This is a genomic window from Mesorhizobium sp. PL10, from assembly GCF_053714315.1.
Window position 1 is genome coordinate 1 of sequence record NZ_JBSKBR010000025.1, and the last position, 22,820, is coordinate 22,820.

General features: G+C 60.7%; 17 protein-coding genes and 8 pseudogenes. 14 read left to right on the plus strand and 11 right to left on the minus strand.

What is annotated here, in order from left to right:
* Positions 1–345: 345 nt before the first annotated feature.
* Positions 346–939, minus strand: a pseudogene (locus ACWGTO_RS27570) (transposase); the annotation flags it as partial.
* A 573-nt stretch (positions 940–1,512) separates the two neighbouring features.
* Between ACWGTO_RS27570 and ACWGTO_RS27575 the strand changes: the two are divergent.
* Complete coding sequence (locus ACWGTO_RS27575) at positions 1,513–3,165, plus strand: anti-phage dCTP deaminase (protein WP_454577956.1); 1,653 nt, start codon at positions 1,513–1,515, stop codon at positions 3,163–3,165.
* Between the two features lies 1 nt (position 3,166).
* Positions 3,167–3,727 carry a hypothetical protein gene (locus ACWGTO_RS27580; protein WP_454577957.1) on the plus strand — a complete coding sequence of 187 codons (561 nt, stop codon included), beginning with the start codon at positions 3,167–3,169 and terminating at the stop codon, positions 3,725–3,727.
* Positions 3,728–3,729: 2 nt separating this feature from the next.
* Here the strand turns inward: ACWGTO_RS27580 and ACWGTO_RS27585 are convergent, their stop codons facing one another.
* On the minus strand, positions 3,730–4,833 hold the full coding sequence (locus tag ACWGTO_RS27585; RefSeq protein ID WP_454577958.1) for a helix-turn-helix domain-containing protein: 1,104 nt from the start codon (positions 4,831–4,833) through the stop codon (positions 3,730–3,732).
* A 77-nt stretch (positions 4,834–4,910) separates the two neighbouring features.
* Positions 4,911–5,528, minus strand: a complete 618-nt coding sequence (locus ACWGTO_RS27590; protein ID WP_454577959.1) for a hypothetical protein — start codon at positions 5,526–5,528, stop codon at positions 4,911–4,913.
* A 235-nt stretch (positions 5,529–5,763) separates the two neighbouring features.
* On the opposite strand from ACWGTO_RS27590, the gene ACWGTO_RS27595 reads away from it, so the two are divergent.
* Both ACWGTO_RS27595 and ACWGTO_RS27600 read left to right on the plus strand, forming a co-directional pair.
* Positions 5,764–6,150, plus strand: a complete 387-nt coding sequence (locus ACWGTO_RS27595) for a hypothetical protein (RefSeq protein ID WP_454577960.1) — start codon at positions 5,764–5,766, stop codon at positions 6,148–6,150.
* Positions 6,147–6,740, plus strand: coding sequence for an RES family NAD+ phosphorylase (locus ACWGTO_RS27600; RefSeq protein ID WP_454577961.1), 594 nt, complete (start codon positions 6,147–6,149; stop codon positions 6,738–6,740). The genes ACWGTO_RS27595 and ACWGTO_RS27600 overlap by 4 nt, the downstream gene beginning before the upstream one ends.
* Here the strand turns inward: ACWGTO_RS27600 and scpB (ACWGTO_RS27605) are convergent.
* Positions 6,713–7,413 (minus strand): annotated as a pseudogene (scpB, locus tag ACWGTO_RS27605) (SMC-Scp complex subunit ScpB). The gene ACWGTO_RS27600 and the pseudogene scpB (ACWGTO_RS27605) sit on opposite strands and share 28 nt — an antisense overlap.
* Before the next feature lie 4 nt (positions 7,414–7,417).
* Positions 7,418–8,400 (minus strand): annotated as a pseudogene (locus ACWGTO_RS27610) (DUF1403 family protein); the annotation flags it as partial.
* 1,343 nt (positions 8,401–9,743) lie between these two features.
* Between ACWGTO_RS27610 and ACWGTO_RS27615 the strand changes: the two are divergent.
* The 7 genes and pseudogenes from ACWGTO_RS27615 to ACWGTO_RS27645 form a co-directional block, all read left to right on the plus strand.
* Positions 9,744–10,636: pseudogene (locus tag ACWGTO_RS27615) on the plus strand (IS110 family transposase); the annotation flags it as partial.
* 445 nt (positions 10,637–11,081) lie between these two features.
* Positions 11,082–11,405, plus strand: coding sequence for a cupin domain-containing protein (locus ACWGTO_RS27620; protein ID WP_454577962.1), 324 nt, complete (start codon positions 11,082–11,084; stop codon positions 11,403–11,405).
* Between the two features lie 131 nt (positions 11,406–11,536).
* Positions 11,537–12,668, plus strand: a pseudogene (locus ACWGTO_RS27625) (beta-lactamase hydrolase domain-containing protein).
* Positions 12,669–12,672: 4 nt separating this feature from the next.
* A complete protein-coding gene (gene bigR, locus ACWGTO_RS27630) occupies positions 12,673–13,011 on the plus strand; it encodes a sulfite-sensing transcriptional repressor BigR (protein ID WP_454578000.1) in 339 nt (112 codons plus the stop codon).
* Complete coding sequence (locus ACWGTO_RS27635) at positions 13,008–13,418, plus strand: YeeE/YedE family protein (RefSeq protein WP_454577963.1); 411 nt, start codon at positions 13,008–13,010, stop codon at positions 13,416–13,418. The genes bigR and ACWGTO_RS27635 overlap by 4 nt, the downstream gene beginning before the upstream one ends.
* On the plus strand, positions 13,415–13,846 hold the full coding sequence (locus ACWGTO_RS27640; protein ID WP_454577964.1) for a DUF6691 family protein: 432 nt from the start codon (positions 13,415–13,417) through the stop codon (positions 13,844–13,846). Before ACWGTO_RS27635 ends, ACWGTO_RS27640 begins: the two co-directional genes overlap by 4 nt.
* Positions 13,843–14,507 (plus strand): annotated as a pseudogene (locus ACWGTO_RS27645) (sulfite exporter TauE/SafE family protein); the annotation flags it as partial. The gene ACWGTO_RS27640 and the pseudogene ACWGTO_RS27645, both read left to right, overlap by 4 nt.
* Before the next feature lie 213 nt (positions 14,508–14,720).
* Here the strand turns inward: ACWGTO_RS27645 and ACWGTO_RS27650 are convergent.
* Positions 14,721–14,849, minus strand: coding sequence for a hypothetical protein (locus ACWGTO_RS27650; protein ID WP_454577965.1), 129 nt, complete (start codon positions 14,847–14,849; stop codon positions 14,721–14,723).
* 50 nt (positions 14,850–14,899) lie between these two features.
* Here ACWGTO_RS27650 and ACWGTO_RS27655 point away from each other — a divergent pair, with 50 nt between their 5' ends.
* Entirely contained in the window at positions 14,900–15,526 is a 627-nt protein-coding gene (locus ACWGTO_RS27655; protein ID WP_454577966.1) for a hypothetical protein, read from the plus strand.
* Positions 15,436–16,577, plus strand: a pseudogene (locus tag ACWGTO_RS27660) (IS256 family transposase); the annotation flags it as partial. The gene ACWGTO_RS27655 and the pseudogene ACWGTO_RS27660, both read left to right, overlap by 91 nt.
* Positions 16,578–16,707: 130 nt before the next feature.
* On the opposite strand, the gene scpB (ACWGTO_RS27665) reads toward ACWGTO_RS27660, so the two are convergent.
* Positions 16,708–17,406 (minus strand): SMC-Scp complex subunit ScpB, encoded by a 699-nt coding sequence (gene scpB / locus ACWGTO_RS27665; protein WP_454577967.1) that lies wholly within the window; start codon positions 17,404–17,406, stop codon positions 16,708–16,710.
* A 2-nt stretch (positions 17,407–17,408) separates the two neighbouring features.
* Positions 17,409–18,377, minus strand: coding sequence for a DUF1403 family protein (locus ACWGTO_RS27670; protein WP_454578001.1), 969 nt, complete (start codon positions 18,375–18,377; stop codon positions 17,409–17,411).
* Between the two features lie 578 nt (positions 18,378–18,955).
* Between ACWGTO_RS27670 and ACWGTO_RS27675 the strand changes: the two are divergent.
* Positions 18,956–20,026: pseudogene (locus ACWGTO_RS27675) on the plus strand (tyrosine-type recombinase/integrase).
* A 161-nt stretch (positions 20,027–20,187) separates the two neighbouring features.
* On the opposite strand, the gene ACWGTO_RS27680 reads toward ACWGTO_RS27675, so the two are convergent.
* From ACWGTO_RS27680 to repB, 3 genes are all read right to left on the minus strand, one after another.
* Positions 20,188–20,388 carry a hypothetical protein gene (locus tag ACWGTO_RS27680; protein ID WP_454577968.1) on the minus strand — a complete coding sequence of 67 codons (201 nt, stop codon included), beginning with the start codon at positions 20,386–20,388 and terminating at the stop codon, positions 20,188–20,190.
* Positions 20,389–20,468: 80 nt separating this feature from the next.
* Positions 20,469–21,668, minus strand: coding sequence for a plasmid replication protein RepC (gene repC / locus ACWGTO_RS27685; RefSeq protein ID WP_454577969.1), 1,200 nt, complete (start codon positions 21,666–21,668; stop codon positions 20,469–20,471).
* A 167-nt stretch (positions 21,669–21,835) separates the two neighbouring features.
* Positions 21,836–22,819, minus strand: coding sequence for a plasmid partitioning protein RepB (gene repB, locus ACWGTO_RS27690; protein ID WP_454577970.1), 984 nt, complete (start codon positions 22,817–22,819; stop codon positions 21,836–21,838).
* Between the last annotated feature and the right edge of the window lies 1 nt (position 22,820).

Sequence of the window (22,820 nt, forward strand, 5' to 3'; positions counted from 1 at the left end):
CCGCAACGGCGACCAGAGCGCCGCCTCAGGCCGTCGAAAGCTCACCGCCGTGCATCAAGCGTAAGCGCTTCTCTAATCGGCGTGGTGAAGTCAAGCGCGATCGAGCTTTCCACTTGTGCGGCGGATAACGTCTTTTCGCGGCCCTTGCTTCTCTCCGGGATCGGCGTCAAAGCCCTCCCACCATGGGATCAGAAGAATGATATGGTCCAATCTCATTTCATTTGCATGCTACCGGCGCAGAGCGCTGCCGCGATAAGCGCTTACACGAACTCATATCATTCACGTCCGCGAAGGACGTCTTCCGCCGTAAGGCGGAACTTTGTGTCTACGTGGTGTAGACTTGAATCAGCTTGCTGCTGCCGGCGCCACCTCCCGTGTCCAGCGGAAGTCGGTCCCGTCGCTCCACATACGGTGGAGGATCACGGCAAGTCGTCGCGCCAGTGCCACGATTGCTTTCCGGGCGCCCCTCCGCTTGGCGACATTCATCGCCCAAGCCTTCAGCCATGACCATTTTGCCGATCGCGTCAGAAGAGCCTGCGCTGCTTCGTAGAGCAGGCCTCGCAGCATGGCGTCGCCACACAGGGTGACGTGGCCTATCCGTTTGCTCTCGCCGGACTGATTGAGCAGCGGTGTCAGTCCGAGCACGGCCCCCACGGCGCGCGACGTTCGGAAGCGGGCAGGAATGTCGATCGTCGCCACATAGGCGAGCGACACGATCGGGCCGACGCCAGGCACCGTCGTCAGCCGGCGGCAGACAGGATCCTGTTTGGCCTCGTCCCGAACGATACGGTCCAGCTTGGCGAACTCGTCCCGCAGCTTCTCCCGGGCGGCAAGCAGCGGCTCGACGATGGCGACCAGACCGGGCAAGCCTTCGATCAGTTCGCGGATGCGCGTCTCGTATTTCACGGTGCCGACAATACCGACCTTCAGCCCGAAGTGCCAGGTCAGGGCGAGCTTTTTGGTGGCTATTCCGGCATCTGGCAAACCATTGCTGTCAAAAGCCGTGGAGCGGACGGCAAACTGCGCTACGACCGTAAGGCGATAAATGATGCTACGCCCGAGGAGGTTGAAGCCTGGCTGCAAGAACACACGCAAGCGCGCCGCAGTCGGCCAGAAAAATTTGCTGGAATGCGCCATGCTGGAGGATGCAAGGGACGTTGGCGGGGCCAACGGCTCCACCATCGGCAGCCTCCTGGCCGAAAAGCGCCGCCTAGAGCTGGCCGCGGAGTAGCTCACAACGTTAAGCGCTACGAGCCTTGGTGTATCACGATTGTAGGCCTCCTCGGCTAACGTTGCGATCCCCAGCCGATTGGTCTCAGGTTTCTTAGTTCCCATCCTTACAGTCCGCTAAATCATCGGGCTCTCTCCCTTGAGTGCCGGGCTTCTCTAAGTAGTGCAGCATCGGAGGTTCTTCTGGGTTTCGTGATTATACCAATGCTATAGACGCTTGCACGTTGCGAGTTCTTCGATATGGAAAAAGAATAAGGCGATTGGGGATCGGGAGACGCTAGCATGGCGAGATCGACGGCCGTTAGGAAGATTGAACAGAAGGCTGGTCAGAGGCCGGATAGCAAGACCGTCTTGGCTGGGAGTCACTCGAAAGAACTTTTCTTCGCCGTTGTCGGTCCGGTAGGGGCAGGTGCGTCGCAGGCGATCAAGGCACTGCAACGCGTTTGCAAGTCAGGGGGCTATGAAGTTCACCTGATCAAGGCAAGCGAGTTGATCCGAACCTGGGCAAATGAGAACGGCCTGGCCTTCCCTGAAGTCGGGACCAAGACCTTGGAACTGGTTACCGAATTGCAGAACCTCGGCGACTCGATGCGCGAGCATGATATGGCCGAAGTCGCCAAAGCGGCAATGCGCGAAATCGCACAGCGACGTGCCAATCGCACCGGTCAGACTTACGTCAAGGGCGAGAAGGTCATTCCCGACAGCGTCAAACGCGTCTACCTTATCGATTCGATAAGGCACCCGGCCGAAATTCACCTGATGCGCAGAACGTACGGCAATGCATTCGGGCTGATCGGAGTCGTTTGCGAGGAGGGCGTGCGTCGCGCACGAATTCTTGAGAAATACTTCCGCGGGCCGGAGAAAGGGCTGCCCGAAACGCAGAACGCCGTCGACCGTTTCATGGATCGTGACTCGGACGACTCCAGTCGCAAGCATGGCCAGCATGTGACCGAAGCGTTCTACGAGGCGGATTTCTTTATCGACAATACCCGTGACGACCCGAACGGCACCAAGAACCTGCTTGATACCGATTTGAGCAGGTTCGTTAGCATCATCTCTCATGATCGGGTGGAGCGGCCCACCATAGAGGAGACCGCGATGCACCATGCCCACTCCGCGCGCGTGCGCAGCGCCTGTTTATCCCGACAGGTGGGCGCAGCATTGGTCGACGCCGATGGAACTGTGGTTGCGACCGGAACGAACGAAGTGCCGGCGGCTGGAGGTGGCGTCTATGGTGAGCGCTTCGCGACGTCAAGCAGAGGCATTGACGATCATCGTTGCGCTTTCCGCGCCGAGGCGTACTGCAGCAGCAACCGCGAGCAGAACGAAATCATCGACAACTTGATCGAGGTCATCCCGGAACTGAAGCAGGTTTCGGACAAGATCGACCTGGCTGCGCGCATCCGGAAGACTCGGCTGGGAGGCCTTATAGAGTTCAGTCGTGCGGTCCATGCCGAAATGGATGCGCTGCTGTCGGCCGGGCGCGAGGGTGTCTCGACCGTCGGTACCCGCCTCTTCGTCACGACATATCCGTGCCACTATTGCGCCAGACACATCGTCAGTGCCGGCGTGTACGAAGTTCAGTTCATCGAGCCATACCCCAAGAGCCTGGCCAGAAAGCTGCATAGCGATTCCATCGAAGTGACCCCGTCCGAGTGGATACCGCCGGTCCCAAAGAGCATCGGTGCCGCACGGGCGCAACTGCGTACCGCTTTGGACGTCGATAAGGATGACGTTAAGCTCAATGAGCCTAAGGTGCTTTTCAGACCCTTCGTGGGGGTAGCACCCCGGATGTACGTCCGTGCATTCGAGAAGACGTGGCAACTCAAGAATAAGACAAGCGGTGAATTTGAGATGCGGGCACCAGAATGGGGTAGCGAATGGACCACCTTGACGGTAGGCTATCCCGAACTCGAAGCAGCCTTGGCGAAATAGCGTGGCGAAACCGCAACTCACACTCGTCGAGAATACCGGAAGCTGGCATAGCCGCGTCGATGGTCGCGTTGTCGCGCAAACGCATGAGGTCGCCACTCGTGATACTGTGCTGAACTCACCACGTGCCGATCAGCTCGATTTGTTCGATGCGCTTGCCGTTCCCGATTTGCGCGTTTTCGTCGTCGCCATGGATACGGTGCACGGCCGGACGCTTCAAAAGGCGGTGCTGTCTAGCAAACCCAGGTCGGTGATCGATCTGCGATATGCCGCCCGTTTTGACCAATACGGATCTGACAGGGATACCTTGTTCGCCTATTTCAAGTCGGTCGGCGCTTACTATGCCTTGGACTCAATGCCTTGGCATGACCTTTCGATCCGCGACTTCATGACTGAGGGCGGCGTTCAAGTCCCAAGAGTTCATCATGAGCTGGTCCAGTTGGACAGAGGGGCAGTGATGTTCTTCGTTCCAAAGCCTCAGCACGCCAGCATGCTCATTGCGTACCTCAACCGGACGCTCTCGGTCAAAACCAAGACCAGTTGGCGGATCGAGCAGATCGGCTGATTTTAGAGGGAGCCGCCGGCTTCCGAGTCCGTATCTCGCCGTATCCTATCTGTACCGAACGGTACAATATTATCGAGTAACGTCGGCAGGCGCTCGCCGGTAAGTCGCGTAAATAGCTCAGGGGCCATGCCAAGTTTGGCAAGCAGGCGGTAAAGGACAATCGGGTCACGATTGGAAATCCAGCTGATGGCCGCGCGCAGCAACTCTGGCTCCTCGATCGCAACCCGTTCGTCGTAGCGCTCCGCCTTAGCTTGTCCGGTCTTTACCAGTTGGATGTTGGCGGTGCGATATTGCGCAGCGTTGATTAAACCCAGATCAAACGCGCGCCGGGCGATGGCGCGTACCGAAACCTTCCAACGAAGCTTCATTGAAAACAGTGCATTCCAATCGAGAGTCCGCCGACTTCGAGGAAATTCACGCGCGAACGCGGTGCGCGGGATCAAAAAGGCCCCGGCGAACCGGTGCGCCTCCCCTTCAGTGACACTGTCGCCGGTCTGGATGCCTTGATGCATGATCAGGTGAGCGGCTTCGTGTGCAAGGTCGAAGCGCAAGCGGGCGCCGGCAACTTTCGCGGTTGAGCGAACGATGATAGGCCGGCGCCGAGCCATAGACAGCGCATCGATGCGGTCAGTGAGATCATCGAATTGGACCACCACTGCACCAGCATTCTCCACAACCCGCATCATACTGGTGATTGGACCATCAGGGCCCAGACCCCAGTGCTGTCGAGCATTCTCGGCAATGCGCTCTATCGCGTCTGGCGAAGCGGGGCGCGGCTCCTCTGGAAAGTTGACCATCGGCATGCGCACCTGCCCCTCGAGCGCGTCAACTAGCGCTTCTAGAGCTGTTCCTCGGGCCACAGCCTGCGCAGTCAGCGCTCGTGGGGCGCTCGCCAGCCGACGGAAGTGACAGTCTTCTTCACGGACGGGGTTTGTCGCCGGCGTTGCAAAGAAAGCAGACGTCACCGCGAGCGCAGCTGCTAAAGCGTCACGCATCTCGTCGGTCGGTTCCTTGGCGCCCGTTTCAAGCTGATGAACAAACTGCCGGCTAGCCGCTACAAGCCCGCCTAGCTCATCGAGCGATAGCCCAGCCAGCAGTCGCGCCAATCGGAGCTTATCACCGTAAAAGAAACGCGCCCGATCCTCCCGGACTTGGCCCGGCGGACTTCCTTTCGTTGCCACGCTTACACCTTGTCGGAAGAAGAGGCGATATCGTCGCCATGCTCGTCCTCGTCGTACCGGTGATCGCTGACAGACGGCGATGAAAGTTCAATACCCTCAGGCCGCGCTTCGTCCAGGAGCACGATCAACGGCTCCGCTTCAGCAAGTGGCAAAGGCCACACGAGTTCGGCTTGGTCGTTGCGTAACGCGACGAAACTAGCTCCGAGGAGCGCGCCATCCATGTCGGTCGTTACTCCGATTCGAAACAGCATGCCGGCGGTCGGAATGCCTGGCTCCAGGTCAAGCAGCAGTTGCTCGAAGGGAGTGGCAATAGAAATCTTTGCGGTAGGCTCTGCGGGATCTCCGCGCCAGAAGCGCATTGGAACACCTCCGATGCTGAACTGGAAATGTTTGCCGGGATCAATTACTCCCATCCATTCGAAACCCAGTGTGCCGGCAGCCTTTGCGATCTGAAAGCAGCCGTAGTTGTAGGCGCAGACTCCCAAGGTCCAGTTGTCGTCTCCTATTGCGGGGTCAAAGCGGTCGACCGCACTGCCACGGCCCAGGGCGAGCAGTTGTGCAACCTTGACAAGCCGTTCTACGGTCAGCTCGGGGTGATAGTCCCAAGGCAGCATCTTCACTCTCTCTTTCTCGAATCGGGCATTTCTTAGAGTCTGTCAACCAGCAGGACCATTGTCAACCAACGCACGCCGAAAGGCAGAAGTATGGGTGTCGGGAGAATGTTGAACTACATGAAATCGAACCGCTTGCTGCTGCTTTATTCCAAGAGCGAGGATGGCAGGTGACAGGCCGCTGTTCGCTTGCTATGCGTCGAAATGTGCATATATTGTGCGTATCAGAGGCCGGAGATTTGTCGTGACCGAGGCACAGCTCGCGCATTCCAGGATGGTCTCAGGCTTTGTCGATAGCCTTCAGGAGCCGCGCACACCCTACATCTCGCCGAAGCGCCTGTCGGAGGCGCTTGGCGTGAAGGTGGCCAACCTCGCTCAGTTGACCGGTGTCCACCGCAACACGCTCCGTAACCCGTCATCGGAGCGCCTGCAGGGCCGGATGCGCGAGATGGTCAAGGTGATTTCCGCCGCAACGGAACTCGCCGGCGACATCGACAAGGCGATCTACTGGTATCGCAATGAACCGATCGCCGACTATGGCCACCGCACGGCTGCCGAGCTCGTCGCCGACGGCCAGGTCGAAGCAGTCCTGGCCTTCATCCGGGATCTTGAGAACGGGGCGCGTGGGTGAAAGTCGCCCGCGTCGGGCCGAAGGAGATCTTCCATCGCTATCTGACACCCAAATGGGCCTTCCTGCCCACCAGCGGTGCAGGCGCGGCGATTGACGGCGGTCGTTTCAACCGGCCAGGCGTGGAAGCGCTCTATCTGTCCCGTTCAACGCAGACGGCTCATGATGAATACAAGCAGGGCGCCAGCATCACCCCGCCGGCTACCCTTGCGGCTTACAAGATCACACTCACCAAGGTAGCCGACCTTTCGCAAGGGTTCGACCCAAACATCTGGGACGGCGTCTGGCAGGAATGGGATTGTGCCTGGCGCAAGATCGCTCGCATCGACAAGAAAATCCCGACATCGTGGAAGCTCGCGGACATGGTCATCACGGCCGGACATCGCGGCATCCTGTTCCCGTCGCTACGTCACGCCGGCGGCACCAATCTGGTGATCTTTCCGGCCAATCTTGTCGACGGCGATCATGTCGCGGTTCACGACCCTGATCACCGGCTGCCGCACGATCAATCGTCCTGGTCGCGAGTCATCGGCTCTTTCTGGGTCGCAACGCAACAACGCCTCGGTCACGGTACCTGGTCCTCAACGACATGATCCTCACCCTCCCGGTTGGCCAACCCGGCTGGAATATCGCCGGCCAGCAGCTTCTCCTTCGACAGCAGGCCGGCGTCCTCGAGCGCCTCGAAATCCGGCAGCTGGCGCAGCGTGTCGAGCCCGAACTGCGAGAGAAAAGTCTTGGTCGTCACATAGGTGTAAGGCGCGCCCGGCTGCGGACTACGCGGCCCGAGGCGATTAGGTCCTGCGCCCGCAGCACGCCGATCAGGTCGCGCGACACCTCCTTGCCGAAGAAGGAAGACAGCTCGCCACGGGTGATCGGCTGGAAATAGGCGATGCACATGAGGACAAGGGCCTCCGCCTGCGACAGTTCTTTTGTCCCCTGCCCCGCGGCTGTCCCGAAGGCGGCATGGATGACGTCGCCAAAAACCTTTTTGGTCCGGTGCTGCCAGCCACCGGCAACCGCGACCAGCTCGTAGGGGCGGCCGGCAAGCTCGGCGCGGATGTCGTTGATGATCAGCTCGATATTGCAGCTTCTTCCCACCACCCGCGCGAGGACACTACGTGTCACCGGTTCGCTGGCGGCAAAGATTACCGCCTCAACGCGGCCCATCCATTCGCGCCAGCGCAGTTCCGGCGGCAGGTGCTCGAGGTCGGTGTCGAGCAAGGCGGGTTGATCGTTTGTCTTGCGGCGGGCGGACGCTTCGCTCATCGCAGAGCCCAAAAAGCCGGAAAGAGGAACGCCGGAGAGCTCGCGCACGGCCTCGAGTTGTTGCAGCCGCTCGAACAGCCGCCGCGCGGCAAAACGCGACAGGTTTTTTGTCGTCAGCGATCCGGAGACGGCATCCTCATTGAGCAGCAAAAAAATCACCTCGCCGGCGCCCTTGGCGCGCAGTTTTCGGCGCCACGGCCAGGAGTTTTTCGGTGCCACGGCCAGGAGTTTTTCGGTGCGGCGTGACAGCTCGGCGGCCAACCGACAGGCCTCGGCCGCCGCTTGAACCAGCGCGACGCAGACCGTCCGCTCAAAACCTTTTTGCCCGGGTCGGATGCGCTTGCCGCCGCCGGCCTCGCCGCGAAAAGCCGGACCAAAGGCCTGCGCCATCAGCAGCGGCAGCGGCAGCGGCCGCGGCCAGCGCAGGCATTGCGCCAGCACCAGGTCCGCCAGCCACCAAGCTAAAAGCTCAGCATCGGGCCGCACGGCAACGACGTGAGCCGTGGTCGCGGCGACGGCGGATGGCGCCGGCCGCTGCGACCCCGCAGGCTTTTCGATCTCCGTGCAGAGGTCGGCGAGCGCCGCGCCATCCCAATGGAGCACGAGCTGGTCGACGATCTTTTCGAGCCGGTCGGCGCTGGCGGCGGGTGGCTGCACGGCCAGCTGCCGCCAGGCGCCAAAAATGGCGCCGGCGGGGCCGGGATCGGCGCCCGCTGGGCGCAAGTGCCAGGCATCGCGCAGGGCGGGTTCGTCTTCGGCGCGCCCGGCCAGCCGCATGCCGCCAGCGGCGCATCTCAGCGCCTGCCGCTGGCGCCAGGCGCCGACCCAGGCAGGCTGTGCCTGTGCAAGCGTGTCGAGCACGCCCAAGGCGGCGCCGGCCTGGAAGGCGGCGTCAGCGTCGCTCGACGCGCCGGCGCTTGCGAGCGCCCAGGCCGGGACGGCGGGCGGAACAGGGGAGCTGGCGGTCGCGGGATCGAGGCGAATCATGCTTTCGAGGGTAAAGCGTGCCCGTCGCAGCTCGTCAACGTGAAGCCGCCTACCGCTATCCGCACCGAAGGCTGGGAATAAGAACCACGTCTTCCGTCTCGGGACGGAAGGAACTTCGCGACGGGACAGCTCAGGTGCGTCAGCGCCGCGGCGAGGCGGGCCTGATCGAACGCCGGCCGGCTCTGGCCGGTTAGGGCGTCGACCCTTATGAACTCGCGCTTGCCATGGGGTAATTCGGCTATAAACGAAGGCGTGGCCCGCGCTTAGCCAGAAGGCCTCTTTAGGGATGTTCACGGTAAGCTTGGCGTAGCGGTCATTGACGGTGAGAGCGCGCTCGAAATCAGCTGGCCAGTGCCTGAACCGCCCTCCCCTGCGGACGCTATTGCCGATCCCAGGTGAGCTACATACTGAGAATCAGAAGGGCGGATTTGTACACGGGCGGTTCCTTTCCGTAGGTAATCAGACATGCCGGCTTTGCCGACGTCCACGCACAATTCATGCCGAACGGAAAGCTTCGTGAGAGCACCCTTGAGCTGGACAGCCTTTGTCGCGCCCTCGACAGCGTGGTGATGGTTCAAACACCATTGCGTCGCCATGTTCGGCCTACAAAGTGAGATATTTCAGCGACTCACTTTCCCACAGTGCCGTCGCTATCCACCTCTCTCATAGGATCTGACTGTGCCTCGCCAGGTCATGCTGCTTCGATGGAGAACCGCATTCTGGCGCTTCGATCAACGCGAGGCCCAAGCTCAAATAGAATGCGGCTGGAATTCAAAATTCCAGCTCGTTGTTTCGCGGGCTCAGCTCGTGGAAAAGCTCGCGGCGGAGCAGAACGGTCGGCTTTCGCCCAGGCCCTTCGTCTTTCGTGACGGAACTTTCTCGATTAAAAAACGTACTGCGAGCACGTAGGATAGCCCGGCCTGCTCAATCCGCGCCGGGGGCACCGCCTGATGGGACAGAGCGGGCCGAACCGCGGGTATGTGATATCGGGATCCGATTACCGATGGCAATCCGAAAATGGTTCATTTGTAATGGCTTCGCGTCGCACCCCAGGTGTGGCCTTCCTGACCCGATGCAAGGTATCGGGGGCACTTTCAACGAACTTTTGGCCTCAGCCTACGATTCTGTCTGAACACGTGGCTCCAGCGTCAAGGCCGGCGAGGTTCTGCGCTGGATCGGCCATTCGGCCGCCAGAAACCGCCGAAAAGGTGCGGCCGTAGGAGCATCAGCATAGATGGGCTAATCGGCTTCGTGCCCATCTTATCCGTCCAGAGAGAGGGGTTAAACCGATGATAAAGTAGCTTGTGGGAACAGGCACAACCATCATGCAGAGGAGCGCAGCCATGAAACATTATGCCGGCCTCCATGTCTCGGTCAAAGAAACCAGCGTCTGTATCGTCGATGAAAACGGGAAAGTATGCCGTGAACGGAAGGTGGTCTCTCACCCCGGAGACCTTGTTGCCATCCTATGTGATCCGGCATTCAGTTTGGACAGGGTCGGCATTGAGGCTGGACCCTTGTCCCAATGGCTGTTTGAAGACTGGCAAAAGCTGGCCTCCCGGTGTTTTGCATCGAGACGCGGCACACCAAAGCTTTCCTGGATGCCCTTCAACAGAATAAAAGCGATCGGAACGATGCACGTGGCATCCCCCATATGAGGCGGGTCGGGCTGTTCAAGGACGTGCACGTGAAGACGCTCACTAGCCAGAAGCGCCGTGCCTTGTTAACGGCCCGATCGTTGCTGCAGGAAAAGGTGATCGACCTGGAGAACGAGGTGCGCGGGCTCTTGCGCAACTTCGGACTGAAGGTCGGCCATGCCTCGGGCGGCATGTTCGAGCGAAGGATACTCGAACTCGTCGAACACGACGCTGAACTGGCGGAAATCATGGAGCCACTGCTCGCTGGACGACGCATGTTGAGAGAAGGTTTCGCCAAACTCGACAAGAGGGTTCTAACCGAGGCGAAGGAGGAGGATGTTTGCAGGCGGCTGATGACTGTGCCTGGCGCTGGACCGATTGTCTCGCTCGCCTATGTCTCGACGATCGATACTCCCAGCAGGTTCCGTCATTCTCGATCGGTGGGAGCGATATTGGGTCTTACGCCCGTACTGAAACAGTCCGGCGAGATGAGTCGCGTCGGCCACGTCTCTCTACGCGGGGATGCCATGATGCGCAGGCTGCTCTACGAAGCTGCCCAGTCGATGATGACGCGCGTAGTGAAATGGTGCTGGCTGAAGAATATCGCAAACGCGGCGGCATAGCCGTAAGCCGTAAACAGGGTATAGAGGTTCGAATTCAAGGTTCCGCGTAGCGGCGGAAGACGTCCATCGCGGACGATGGTGATGTGAGTTCGTGGCGGCGTTTATTCCGATGATCCGTCATCAGGATGCAGCATAGATTGGGCCACATCATCCACTGGACCCCATCATGGGAGGGGCCGAGCGCCGATCCCGAAGAGAAGCGCGGGCCGCGACAGACGCTAGACGAGCCGGACGCAGACAGAGATTGCCTCCTCTGTGACGTAGCCCTTTCGGCTGGAAAGCGCCATTAGCGGTAATCTGCGCGTGGATCATGGCGTCGGCCACAGACCAAGCCGTCCAGTATACGGAACCATTCTTCAGCCGCATGGGAAAACGGGAGAAACGGCCACTCGGCGACTTGTTCGGTTTAAGGAACTTTGGCGTGAACCTTGCCAAACTCGCTCCCGGCGGAGAGTCCTCGCTCTTGCATCGGCACAGCAAGCAAGACGAGTTCATCTTCATCCTGGAAGGTGAACCGACGTTGGTGAGGGACTCAGGCGAGTTCCTGCTTGGCCCGGGGATGTGCGCCGGATTTCCCGGGATCGCCCACCGACTCGTGAATCGAACCTTGAACGACGTCGTCTGCCTCGAGGTGGGCGACCGCACCCCAGGAGACGAAGGGACCTATCCGAACGACGACCTCAAAGCCGCGTTGGATGCGGACGGGAAGTGGCAGTACACGCACAAGGATGGCCAGCCCTACTAAGGGCATTCATGCTGGAGGCCACGGTCATCCGGACCGCAACCTGGCCATACCTCGACAAAATTATGCATCAGGGTCTTGCTATAGGTTCATTATACATTATATATAAACATATATCGAGTCAGGAGAAGACAGTGCCCCTCACCCAGATAACAGAACGGCTTTGGGTCACTTCGCAGCCGGGTCGATGACTTCGGCCGTTACCGCGACCAGGGTTTCGCCAGTCTCATCAACGTGCGATCCGATGGCGAGGACGCCGATCAGCCCGGCAATGCCAAGGAGAAACATGCGGCTCGTCACGTAGGAATGGAGTACACCTTCATTCCGGTTACAGGTCCGTCTATCACCGAAGCGGACCTACGTGCATTCCAGAAGGCTCGCTCCGATGCGGGAGGCAAGGTGCTGGCCCACTGCAAATCCGGGACCCGAGCTCTGCTCCTCCACGTCATCGGCGAAGTCCTCGACGGCCGCATGGAGCGTAGTGATGTCCTTGCGTTCAGCCGGAAACACGGTTTTGATCTTTCGTCAGCAGAGACGTGGCTTTCACGTCATCATTCGATACGACCGGAGGTGAAAGGCTTCTTCGATCGGCGCACTTGGAGCGTTCAATATGTGGTCTCCGACCTCACGACGGGCAAGTGCGCGATCGTCGATCCCGTGTTGGACTTCGACGAGAAGTCCGGAGCAACGGCGACGAAAAATGCCGACGCCATCCTTGAATACGTCGCGTCGAAAGGGCTTCAGGTCGAGTGGATTCTCGACACGCATCCCCATGCGGACCATTTCTCGGCAGCGCAATAGATCAAATCCAAGACAGCCGCGCCGACTGCTGGCCATACGTTGGCTTCGGTGACTTACGTGATTGGTGATGCCGCCTTCGTTCACGACACGATCTTCCAACCCGACAGCGGCACGGCGCGCGCGGATTTCCCCGGCGGAAACGCAACTCTCTGGAGCTCGATCCAGTCGATCCTGGCGCTTCCCGAGGAGACTCGACTGTTCACGGGTCATGACTATCAACCGGACGGACGCCAGCCGAAGTGGGAAAGCACCGTCGGGGAACAGAAGCGGCAGAACCCGCACATTGTCGGTCGCGATGTCGCCAGCTTCGTCAAGATCAGGACCGAGCGCGACAAGACTCTACCCATGCCGAAGGTGCATTCGTTGCAGGTCAATATCCGCGGCGGGCGGCTGCCGGAGTCCGAGGACAATGGAAAGCGATACCTCAAGATACCTCTGGACGCCCTGGAAGGGTCAGCATGGTGACGACATGAACTCCGCGAAAATCGAAAAGCGAATTGTGGACCTCACCGACTTGCAGGCCAAGGCTTCTGAGGTCTCCGAACTCCTGAAGACGCTCGCGCATCCCATGCGGATGATGATCGTCTGCACCCTCATCAAGAGCGAGTATTCCGTCAGTGAACTCGAGGAAAAGCTCGACATCCATCAACCCAATCTCTCGCAGCAGCTGACCGTGCTGCGGGAGGCCGAAATCGTCGAAACCCGCCGGGAAGGCAAGCAGATTTACTACAGATTGACGGCGCGTAAGGCGGAGCGGCTCGTCGGCGCGCTCTACGATATCTTCTGCGCCAGCGGAGACAGCGAATGAACGAATATCTTCCATCATTGGCAGGCGGCATGCTGATCGGGCTTTCGGCCTCGATGCTCCTGCTCCTCAATGGCCGGATCGCCGGGATCAGCGGCATTGTCGCGAGACTTGCGCAGGGATCGAAGATCGGGACCAACGCCCTCTTCGTCGTCGGGCTGATCTTCGGGCCGATCCTTTATCGCCTCATGGCTGGCGGGCCCCCCGCATCAACGATCACAGCCTCCTGGCCGTCGCTGATCATCGCGGGGCTGCTTGTCGGCTTCGGTTCTCGGATGGGCTCCGGCTGCACCAGCGGCCATGGCGTTCTCGGGCTTGCACGGCTGTCGTCGCGGTCTTTGGTGGCCGTTGTCACCTTCCTGACAACGGGTGTCGTGACCGTGAGCGTCATTGGAAGGCACTTGTCATGACTCATAGTGTTCCCAGACTCGCAACTGCAATGGCCTCCGGTCTGATATTCGGCCTAGGTCTATCGTTCTCCGGAATGTTGGACCCCGTTCGCGTGCAGGGCTTCCTCGACGTGTTCGGCCCATGGGACCCAAGCCTCGCCTTCGTCCTCGGCGGAGCTGTCACCGTCGCCGCAATAGGCGTGGTGGTATCCCGCCGTCGTGCCCGGCCGGCATTCGACGCAGAGTTTCATCTACCGGGGACGCGGGGGATCGATCGACGTCTCGTGGTCGGCTCCGCCATGTTCGGTATCGGCTGGGGTATTGCGGGATTTTGTCCTGGCCCGGCGATCTCCGCGCTAGCGCTAGGGAAGGCTGAGGTCATCGTCTTCGTCGTGGCGATGGTGCTCGGAATGATCGTTCATGACAGATGGGCGGGGCGAGCCAGATGAGCACTAGCGTCATTGCCGCGATCGGCTCGGGCGGACTGGTGGGCTTCATGCTCGGTCTGCTCGGCGGAGGCGGCTCGATCCTCGCCACCCCGCTCCTCCTTTACGTGGTCGGGGTGGCACAGCCGCATATCGCAATCGGAACGGGGGCTCTGGCGGTGTCGGTCAATGCCTTCGTCAACTTCGCATCCCATGCCACAAAGGGCAAGATTTGGTGGCGATGCGCCATGGTCTTCGCTGCTATCGGATCGATCGGCGCGCTCGCCGGATCGTCACTCGGAAAGGCGATGGATGGATCGCAACTACTGTTCCTCTTCGGCGTCGTTATGGTCGCCATCGCGACACTGATACTACGTGGACGTAAGGTCTCGCAAGCCACTCCGCGGCCCGTTGACGCCAAGAGTGCGTGACGACCACCGCTGTCGCACTGGTCTCTGGCCTCGCCTCCGGGTTCTTCGGCATAGGCGGCGGGTTCTTGATCGCGCCCGGTCTGATGGCCGCCACCGGCATGCCTATGATCAGCGCCGTGGGTTCATCGCCCCTGGCGGTCGGAGCGTTCGGATTGGCAACCTCGATCAATTATGCGGCTTCCGGGCTCGTTGATTGGGCATTGGCAGCCCATTTCATCGGCGGCGGCGTGGTTGGTGGCGTCGCGGGCATGTTGCGAAGCAAATTCTGCTCTCGGCCTGATTGGCCGCTTTGGGCCGACTGCGGCCGAAAGCCTTGCCACTTCCAGTCCTGGAATAGGCCTGAACAGAGCTTGACCTAACCCCGCCGATTAGAGAAGCGCCACCGCAGGCGGGATGCGGGCCCCCGGCGAAGGGCGCCGTATGATTGCCGAGCTGAGAATCTTGGCGGCGCGTGGGGTATTCAGCGGTTAATTGGAAAAAAGCTCTTTGTAGCCGGTCGTCATGATCCAGTTCGCCCGGTCGAGGTGGCTGCGGGCGGCTCTGCGAGCGCGTTCCGCTTCAAGTTCAGGATCGATGCGGAGGATCTCCTCCGCCATTTCCTAAGCAGCTTCCATCAATTTGACCAACAAACAGCATCTGTGATTCGGTGCTCACCGTGATTCTCGGGGTGGAGCGATTTCAGCCGCGGCGGTGTCGAGGCATTGAAGGCGACCGTCGCGCCTGGCCCGCCACCGGTGAAGACCGAGGCAGCATTGCGCGTCGTCACCCCTCTGCTCGACGCCCCGTTGCCGACCGGCCCAACTGGACGATCGCGCGCCTCAAGGCTGAGAACGAGGTGCGCGAGGGCGTCAAGATCAGCCGGTCGCAACTGTCCAAGGCCATACAAAAAAACTTCCGCTGGTGGCGACCCCGGCACACGCTGAAAGGCCGCCAGATTGCCGACGAGGTCGAGCGCGTGGGGTTGCGTCTGCAGTTGCGCAAAGCCCAGGCCGAGGCCGGCGACATCGTTCTGCTTTACGGCGACGAGAGTGAGGCGCTGACGAATCCCTATCTGGCGCGGGCATGGGCCAGGCGCGGTGTGGATCTGCGGGTGCCGGCGCCGGGCCAAGCCAAGAAAGTCGCGAGGGACTGTCAGGAATTCTGTGCGCGAGGCCATGATGATGGAAAGGAGAGAACCATCACATGGCTATCGAGAAAGAACTTCTGGACCAGTTGCTTGCCGGGCGCGACCCGAATGAGGTGTTCGCCCGGGACGGGTTGCTCGACGACCTGAAGAAGGCGCTGTCGGAGCGGATACTGAACGCCGAACTCGACGAGCACCTCGAAGATGAACGAACTGAGGGCGGTGCCAATCGCCGCAGGCCATTCGAAGAAGACAGTTTTGACGGGCACGTCGAAGATGACGCTGTCGATCCCGCGCGACCGTGCGGGAAGCTTCGATCCGAAGCTGATCGCCAGGTACCAGCGCCGCTTTCCCGACTTCGACGCCGAGATCGTCTCGATGTATGCGCGCGGCATGAGCGTGCGCGAGATCCGCAGCCATCTGGAGGAGCTCTACAGTCATCGAGGTGTCGCCGGACCTGATCTCGGCCGTCACCGACGCGGTCCTGGAGGAAGTGGCCGAGTGGCAGAACCGGCCGCTCGATGCGGTCTATCCACTCGTCTTCTTCGACGCGATCCGGGTCAAGATCAGGGACGAAGGGTTCGTGCGCAACAAGGCGATCTACATTGCCCTCGGCATCCTGCCCGACGGCGCCAAGGAGATCCTCGGCATCTGGATCGAGCAGACCGAAGGCGCCAAGTTCTGGCTGCGCGTCATGAACGAGCTGAAGAACCGTGGCGTCGCCGACATCCTGATCGCTGTCGTCGACGGCCTCAAGGGCTTCCCCGAGGCGATCGGCGCCGTCTTTCCGCAGACGACCGTCCAGACCTGTATCGTGGACCTGATCCGCCACTCGCTCGAGTTCGTGTCCTGGAAGGACCGCAAGGCCGTCGTGCCGGCGCTCAGGGCAATCTACAGGGCCGCGGACGCCGAAGCCGGCATGAAGGCCCTGGAGGACTTCGAGGCCGGCGGCTGGGGGCAGTGCTATCCGGCGATCACCCAGAGTTGGCGGCGCAACTGGGAGCACGTCGTGCCATTCTTCGCTTATCCCGAGAGCGTGCGCCGCATCATCTATACTACCAATGCTATCGAGGCATTGAACTCCAAGCTGGGTCGCGCCGTTCGAACGCGCGGCCACTTCCCCAATGACGACGCGGCCATGAAACTGCTATATCTGGTGCTCAACCACGCGGCCGAGGAATGGAAACGACCGCCGCGCGAGGGACCTCATGGCGAAAATCGATCTTGCCGTCAGATTGCTCGAGAGGTGACACCCATACAACTGGTTTCCCAATCTTTGAATCGAGCGAGCCCGAGATCGGTTGCCGGATCCTCCGCCGTGGCAAAGCCCTCTATTCGTCCGTGGCCGCGTCAGCATCACTCATGCCGGGGTCCGAAAACCCCGGCATGATGTCGCCCGCGAGCAGCTTCTCTTTCGACAGCAGGCCCGCATCCTCGAGTGCTTCGAAATCCGGCAGCTGGCGCAGCGTGTCGAGCCCGAATTGCGACAGGAAAGTCTTCGTCGTCACATAGGTGTACGGCGCGCCGGGTTGTGGGCTGCGCGGCCCCGAGGCGATCAGCTCCTGCGCCCGCAGCATGCCGATCTGGTCGCGCGAAACCTCCTTGCCGAAGAAGGAAGACAGCTCGCCGCGGGTGATCGGCTGGAAATAGGCAATGCACATCAGCACGAGCGCCTCCGACTGCGACAGCTCTTTTGTACCCTGCCCCGCCGCCGTACCGAATGCGGAACGGATGACGTCGGCAAAGGCTTTTTTGGTCCGGTGCTGCCAGCCGCCGGCGACTGATACCAGCTCATAGGGGCGGCCAGCGAGCTCGGCACGGATGTCGTCGATGATCAGATCGAGATTGCAACTTTTGCCGACGACACGCGCCAGCACCTCGCGCGGCACCGGTTCATTTGCCGCAAAGATCACCGCTTCGACGCGGCCCATCCACTCGCGCCAGCGCAGTTCCGGTGGAAGGTGCTCGAGGTCGGTGTCGAGCAAGGCGGGTTGATCGTTTGGCTTGCGGCGGGCAGACGGTTCGCTCATCGCTAGAGCCCAAACAGACGAAAGGTGGTGCGACCGGACAACTCACGCACGGCATCGAATGTCTGCAGCCGCTCGAAAAGGCGCCGCGCCGCGAAGCGCGACAGGTTTTTCGTCGTCAGCGAGCCGGAGACGGCGTCTTCGTTGAGCAACAAAAAGATCACCTCGCCGGCGCCCTTGGCGCGTAGCTTTGGTGCCACCGCCAGGAGCTTTTCGGCGCGGCGCGACAGCTCGGCGGCCATCCGGCAGGCCTCGGCCGCCGCCGCAACCAGCGCCAGGCACAGCGCCCGCTCAAAGCCTTCTTCTCCCGGCCGGATTCTCTTGCCCCTCGCGTCAGCGGACCGAAATGCCGGACCGAAAACCTGCGCCATCAGCAGCGGCATCGGCTGCGGCCAGCGCAGGCTTTGTGCCACCAACACGTCGGCGAGCCACCAGGCAAAAAGTTCAGCATCTGGCCCCATGGCGACGACCTGACTGGCGAACGCGGCGGCGGCGAAGGGAGCCGGGCGCTGGGACGCCGCGAGTATTTCGATCTCCGTGCAAAGCGCGGCGAGCCCGGCACCGTCCCAGTGAAGCCCGAGCTGGTCGGCAATCCTGGCCAGCCGGTCGGGGGTGGCGACGGGCGGCTGCAGCGACAACTGCCGCCAGGCGCCGAAAATGGCCCCGGCGGGACCGGGATCGGCGCCGGCCGGGCGCAAGTGCCAGGCGTCGCGCAGAGCGGCCGCGTCCTCGGCGCGGCCGGCCAGCCGCATGCTGGCGGCAGCGCATTTAAGGGCCAGCCGCTGGCGCCAGGCGCCGGCCCAGCTGGCTTGCGCGCGGGCAAGCGTGTCGAGCGCGCCCAGGGCGGCGCCTGCCTGGAAGGCGGCATCGACGTCGCTGAGCGCGCTGCCATGGCCGAGCGCCCAGGCGGGGATCGTCGGCGGCGCGGTCGGAGCGAGGGCCGGGCCGCCGGTGGCTAAATCGAGACGAATCATGGTGTGGAGCGTAAAGAGCCCGTGCGCTTTGCGCCATGGTCTTTGGCTGAAAACGCACAGCCTGTCGTGCGCCAATTATGTCCAATAAGCTTGCTTGTTGGGCGTATGGCGATACACAATCTCCTCACCCTGGTTCGGTGGACTCTCGTCCTTATGGCAGACGAATCTGCCGAGATAGGTGGAATTGAAAAGCTCGCGAGTGTCAATGTCGTTCTGCATGCCACCGGTCGCCAAAACCGCTCGACTTCCCGCGTCCGCCGGTTCGGATTTTAAAGCCGCTCGACCTAATCGGCGGAAAAGCCCGGATGTCAGCCGGCAATCGTTCGATTCGTCGCCTTTTTGCAGCCGAGGCGAAGCAGTCTTCGGACGCCGAAGAGTGGATCGTGGCCTGATGCGCCACGGCCTTCCGCAAATCGGCATCGTCCACAGCGACTTGTCGGGACGCATGACCGCCGCCCTCGCCTTGGTCCACCAAATCAGGGTAAGAATCCACCTAATCGGGGCGCATCCACCGATTTAGGGTGAGCGATGAAATGTTACAACAAAGACATAAAGCCCGCTCATCCAGGAAGGTCACCATGGAAAATCCCCGCGAAACCCCGCCCAAGATCGACGACAAGGCCCCAGATGATGATTTGCCCGACATCGTCGATCTTATCATGGAAGTGGGTCAGGCTTCACGCACGCCGCCCCGTCTCGAACCCCTCGTCGAGACCGCGGCCAGCTCCGAGAACACGCGAGACGCCTACGCCAAAGACTGGCGGCATTTCACCTCCTGGTGCCGTCGGGAAGGCTTCGAGCCCATGCCGCCTTCAAGCCAGGTCATTGGTCTCTATATCGGCGCCTGCGCGGCCGGCGATCCCAAACGCGGCCTCATCTCGCTATCCGTCGCCACCATCGAGCGCCGGCTCTACGGGCTGGCCTGGAACTTCACCCAGCGTGGCGTGCCGATGGATCGCTCCGATGGGCACATTACGACGGTGCTCGCCGGCATTCGCCGAAAGCACGCAAAGCCGCCGCGGCAGAAGCAGGCCGTGCTTGGCGATGACATCAAGGCGATGGTCAATACGCTCGGCCATGATTTGAGAGGTCTGCGCGATCGGGCCATCCTGCTCTTGGGCTTCGCCGGCGGCCTGCGGCGTTCCGAGATCGTCGGGCTCGACGTCGTCCGCGACGATCACAGCGACGGCAATGGCTGGATCGAGATTTTTCCTGGCCAGGGCGTGCTGGTCGCGCTGCGCGGCAAGACCGGACGGCGCGAGGTCGAGGTCGGCCGGGGCGCTTCTGACCAGACCTGCCCCGTCGCTGCCCTCGAGAGCTGGATCCGCTTTGGGCGGATCGCGAGAGGCCCTCTCTTCCGGCGCATCTTCAAGGACAACAAGACCGTCGACGGCGAGCGGCTCTGCGACAAGCATGTCGCGCGCCTGGTCAAGCGGACCGCACTCGCCGCCGGTGTCCGTTCAGATCTTCCGGAAGGAGAACGGGAGTTGCTGTTCTCAGGCCACTCACTGCGCGCCGGCCTAGCCTCCTCGACCGTGGAGAGCCATGCCCAGAAGCAGCTTGGCCATGGCTCTGCCTAAATGACGCGCAAATATCAAAGGCGGCGGGATCGGTTCCGGACCAACCTGACCAAGGCGAGCGAGTTGTAAGGCCGCAAAAGCCCTCCCCTGCTCTCAGTTCGCCGCTGCCGTGCCGGCGTCGGAGGCCCCATCCTCAGTAGACAAAGCACGCAACACACCACCGCCGGCTCTTTTTCCATGATGCGAAGCAAGGTGCGCGCGGCCCAAGTCAGCTGTCTTTTGCCTTGTTCTCATTTCTTGTAGCCGGACGGCCTGGTTCCCAGCACCGTCGCCATCTCGTCCCGGGCAAAATCGAGCTTCTTGCGAATGGCTTTCGCATCGACCATACCGACCTCCACTCCCTGCACTTTGATGCCAGGAACTTCCTTGCCGTGTGAATGAGCCAGAGCCTCCGACATGGCTTGCATCAAATCCACGCCGAATTTTGTCATCTCAACCTGCTCTTGTAAGCTGCCTTGATCGCCGCATGGCACCAAGCTAAGCATGCGCCTCGGTGCCATGCGTCCACATTCTATCCCGTCTTCCTTGCCGTCACGCCATTCGTTCGCAAGGCGGCCATCAGCATCGGCCCCACCGAGAACTGCCCTGCCTGCGCCTTCTCTGTCAGAACGCGCAGATATCCGCCCGCCGAGTTGATGTGCTGCGCGCGCTGCAGGATACAGGCGATCACCACGGCGGCGGTTTCCTGGCCCATCGTATGGCAGGCTTCTTCATAGGCCGACGGTGAGACCCCCAGGTAGCCGCGGACTTGGGCCGCCGTGATCATGAAATCGCGCCAGTTGCCGATCCCGGCGGCCGCATAATCGACCATGTCGGGGCAAGCCTTCAGTACAAGGCCAAGTGGATAACCCCTCGGCTTCCCGTCGGGTTCAGGGTTGGGCTCGGTTCGCGCCGTGCTTTTTTCTAAAGCAGGTTCAAATTCAAAAATAGAGTCGGTGTTTGAATCAGATTGCTGCCGCTCATTGTGAGACTCATTGCCGCTCGGATTCAGGGAATCCATGAAGGATTCCAGCATCATATCCACTTCTTCGCGCAGCGCAGCCAGGTCGGCAAGGATGGGCTCTAGCTCGCGTAGGTCAGCGCGCCGAGGAATTGCCTCCACAATCGCCCTGAACCGTCGCCAGATGGCGCCCCAGTCGCCAGGCGCACGCTCCTCGATCGCCGCGTCGACCAGTTTGTGGATATCTCGGCGCTGGAGTGTGATCCGTTCGCGCATCAGCTTCAGCGCCCTGGTTTCGGCACGAACACGTTCGGCCGCCAAGCGGATCTCCTCGGCACGCACCAGCAGCGGCGCCAGCGAAAAGCCGAAGGCGTCGTCGATTGCGCCGTCCTTCCCCTTGCGGGCGTATCGCTTGCCGTTGGGACTGTCCCTGCGGACAATGAGACCGCAGTCGACCAGAGCTGCCAGATTCCGCCTGAGCGTCGCGCCGGCCATACCATGAGCACGCAACGACAGCTGCGTGTTCGAGGGAAAGACCATCAGCCCATTTTCTTCGCTCAAGTCACTGTCGGGATAGAAGGACAACAACCCATTGAGCACCGCCAGGGCTCGGTCACCAACGCCAAAGATGGTCTTGCCTTCGCAGAGCCAACGATACAATTGCCACTTGTCTGCACTCGCCCCTTCAGGGACCTCGCGGGTGTCATTCCTTGCCTGCAATAACGCAAGCGTCATCGGCCGCCCACCAAAGGGCGTCGTTCCCAGTTCCATTCTCTTCGCCTTCAATCAGGCAAAAGAAATCCGCTCGCCGAAGTTAGCGCTCAACGCTTGACAGTGATTCGTGGAAATGCGATTCTCGGAGTGCTTAAGTTCTGAGAGAGGCTTCCACGGCGCGCCGTTCGGGGGCCTTTTTCTTTTGCGGTTTAGTCTCCGTTTCTCTACTTTTCCGACTTCCTGAACGCCTCGTAGAGGGCGTCCAATTGGCCACTGATGAATTCAGCGAATCGTGGTCCGCTTGCCTCTGAAAAGGCAATGGTTACCTTTTTGCCCTTGTTCTGGATTGCAGCGCTAACTGATTTGTCCGTGGGAACCCAAGCCCTGAGCTTTGCCGTTACCTTCGGATTTTTAGGCTTCTTCGCCGCCTTCAGATTGTTGAGGAGTAGATTGAATTTCTCGTCGCCCTCCCCCGCGCCGAATTCGCTAGTCATGACAAACTCAGTCGCCCTCACTGCATTGGCAGGTACCTGAACGAATTTCTTGAGTTCCTCCCATCGGTCTCGCCCGACACCTTTTGCGGCTCCCACAGCGTCCAGAACAACCTGCGGTACGGTTTCGGCGACTGAGAGCATGCGTGACAAAAGCGAGTCATCGACAGTCAACGCAGATTTGACAGTGTCCTTAGTCATGCCACTGCCAACCAGCTTTCTTGCAAACAATGCCTTTTCAATAAATGAGAGATTGGACCGGGCAGTATTCTCCTGTCCTTGAGCGACTACGTGTTCAATATCGGCCAGCTGTTTGATGATCGCGCGAACTTTGATTCCTAGATCCTTCGCCACTCTCGCGCGTCGGTGGCCGAACACGATCATGTAGCGTGCAGCGACATCAGGATGGGGTCGAACTAATATCGGTGTGGACTGCCCTGAACGACTAATAGCCTCCCTCAGGTCTCGATAATCTTGGTCGTCTTCACCAATTCGATCGGCGACAAACGAACTGTCTAACAGCGCAGGGTCGATGGAGACGATCGTTTCGCCGTCGAGCATACGCAACGAGTTTTCGGCCATTTCATCTAGTGACTGAATCATTGACCTCGATGCGCCACGTCGGGCGTATTCCGACCGAGCTTCCGAGGCAGAATGGCCAGGCCCAGGTTCCACCAACGACGCGGCTACGCTCGCCAGAAGATGTTTTCTAGCCATC

What these genes read in the sequence shown, in the direction of transcription:
- ACWGTO_RS27670 (WP_454578001.1), bottom strand. Translation starts at nt 18,377, where the DNA reads ATGATTCGTCTCGATTTAGCCACCGGCGGCCCGGCCCTCGCTCCGACC.
- ACWGTO_RS27575 (WP_454577956.1), top strand. Translation starts at nt 1,513, where the DNA reads ATGGCGAGATCGACGGCCGTTAGGAAGATTGAACAGAAGGCTGGTCAG.
- bigR (WP_454578000.1), top strand. Translation starts at nt 12,673, where the DNA reads ATGAACTCCGCGAAAATCGAAAAGCGAATTGTGGACCTCACCGACTTG.
- repB (WP_454577970.1), bottom strand. Translation starts at nt 22,819, where the DNA reads ATGGCTAGAAAACATCTTCTGGCGAGCGTAGCCGCGTCGTTGGTGGAA.
- repC (WP_454577969.1), bottom strand. Translation starts at nt 21,668, where the DNA reads ATGGAACTGGGAACGACGCCCTTTGGTGGGCGGCCGATGACGCTTGCG.
- ACWGTO_RS27650 (WP_454577965.1), bottom strand. Translation starts at nt 14,849, where the DNA reads ATGGCGGAGGAGATCCTCCGCATCGATCCTGAACTTGAAGCGGAACGC.
- ACWGTO_RS27640 (WP_454577964.1), top strand. Translation starts at nt 13,415, where the DNA reads ATGACTCATAGTGTTCCCAGACTCGCAACTGCAATGGCCTCCGGTCTG.
- ACWGTO_RS27680 (WP_454577968.1), bottom strand. Translation starts at nt 20,388, where the DNA reads ATGACAAAATTCGGCGTGGATTTGATGCAAGCCATGTCGGAGGCTCTG.
- scpB (WP_454577967.1), bottom strand. Translation starts at nt 17,406, where the DNA reads ATGAGCGAACCGTCTGCCCGCCGCAAGCCAAACGATCAACCCGCCTTG.
- ACWGTO_RS27635 (WP_454577963.1), top strand. Translation starts at nt 13,008, where the DNA reads ATGAACGAATATCTTCCATCATTGGCAGGCGGCATGCTGATCGGGCTT.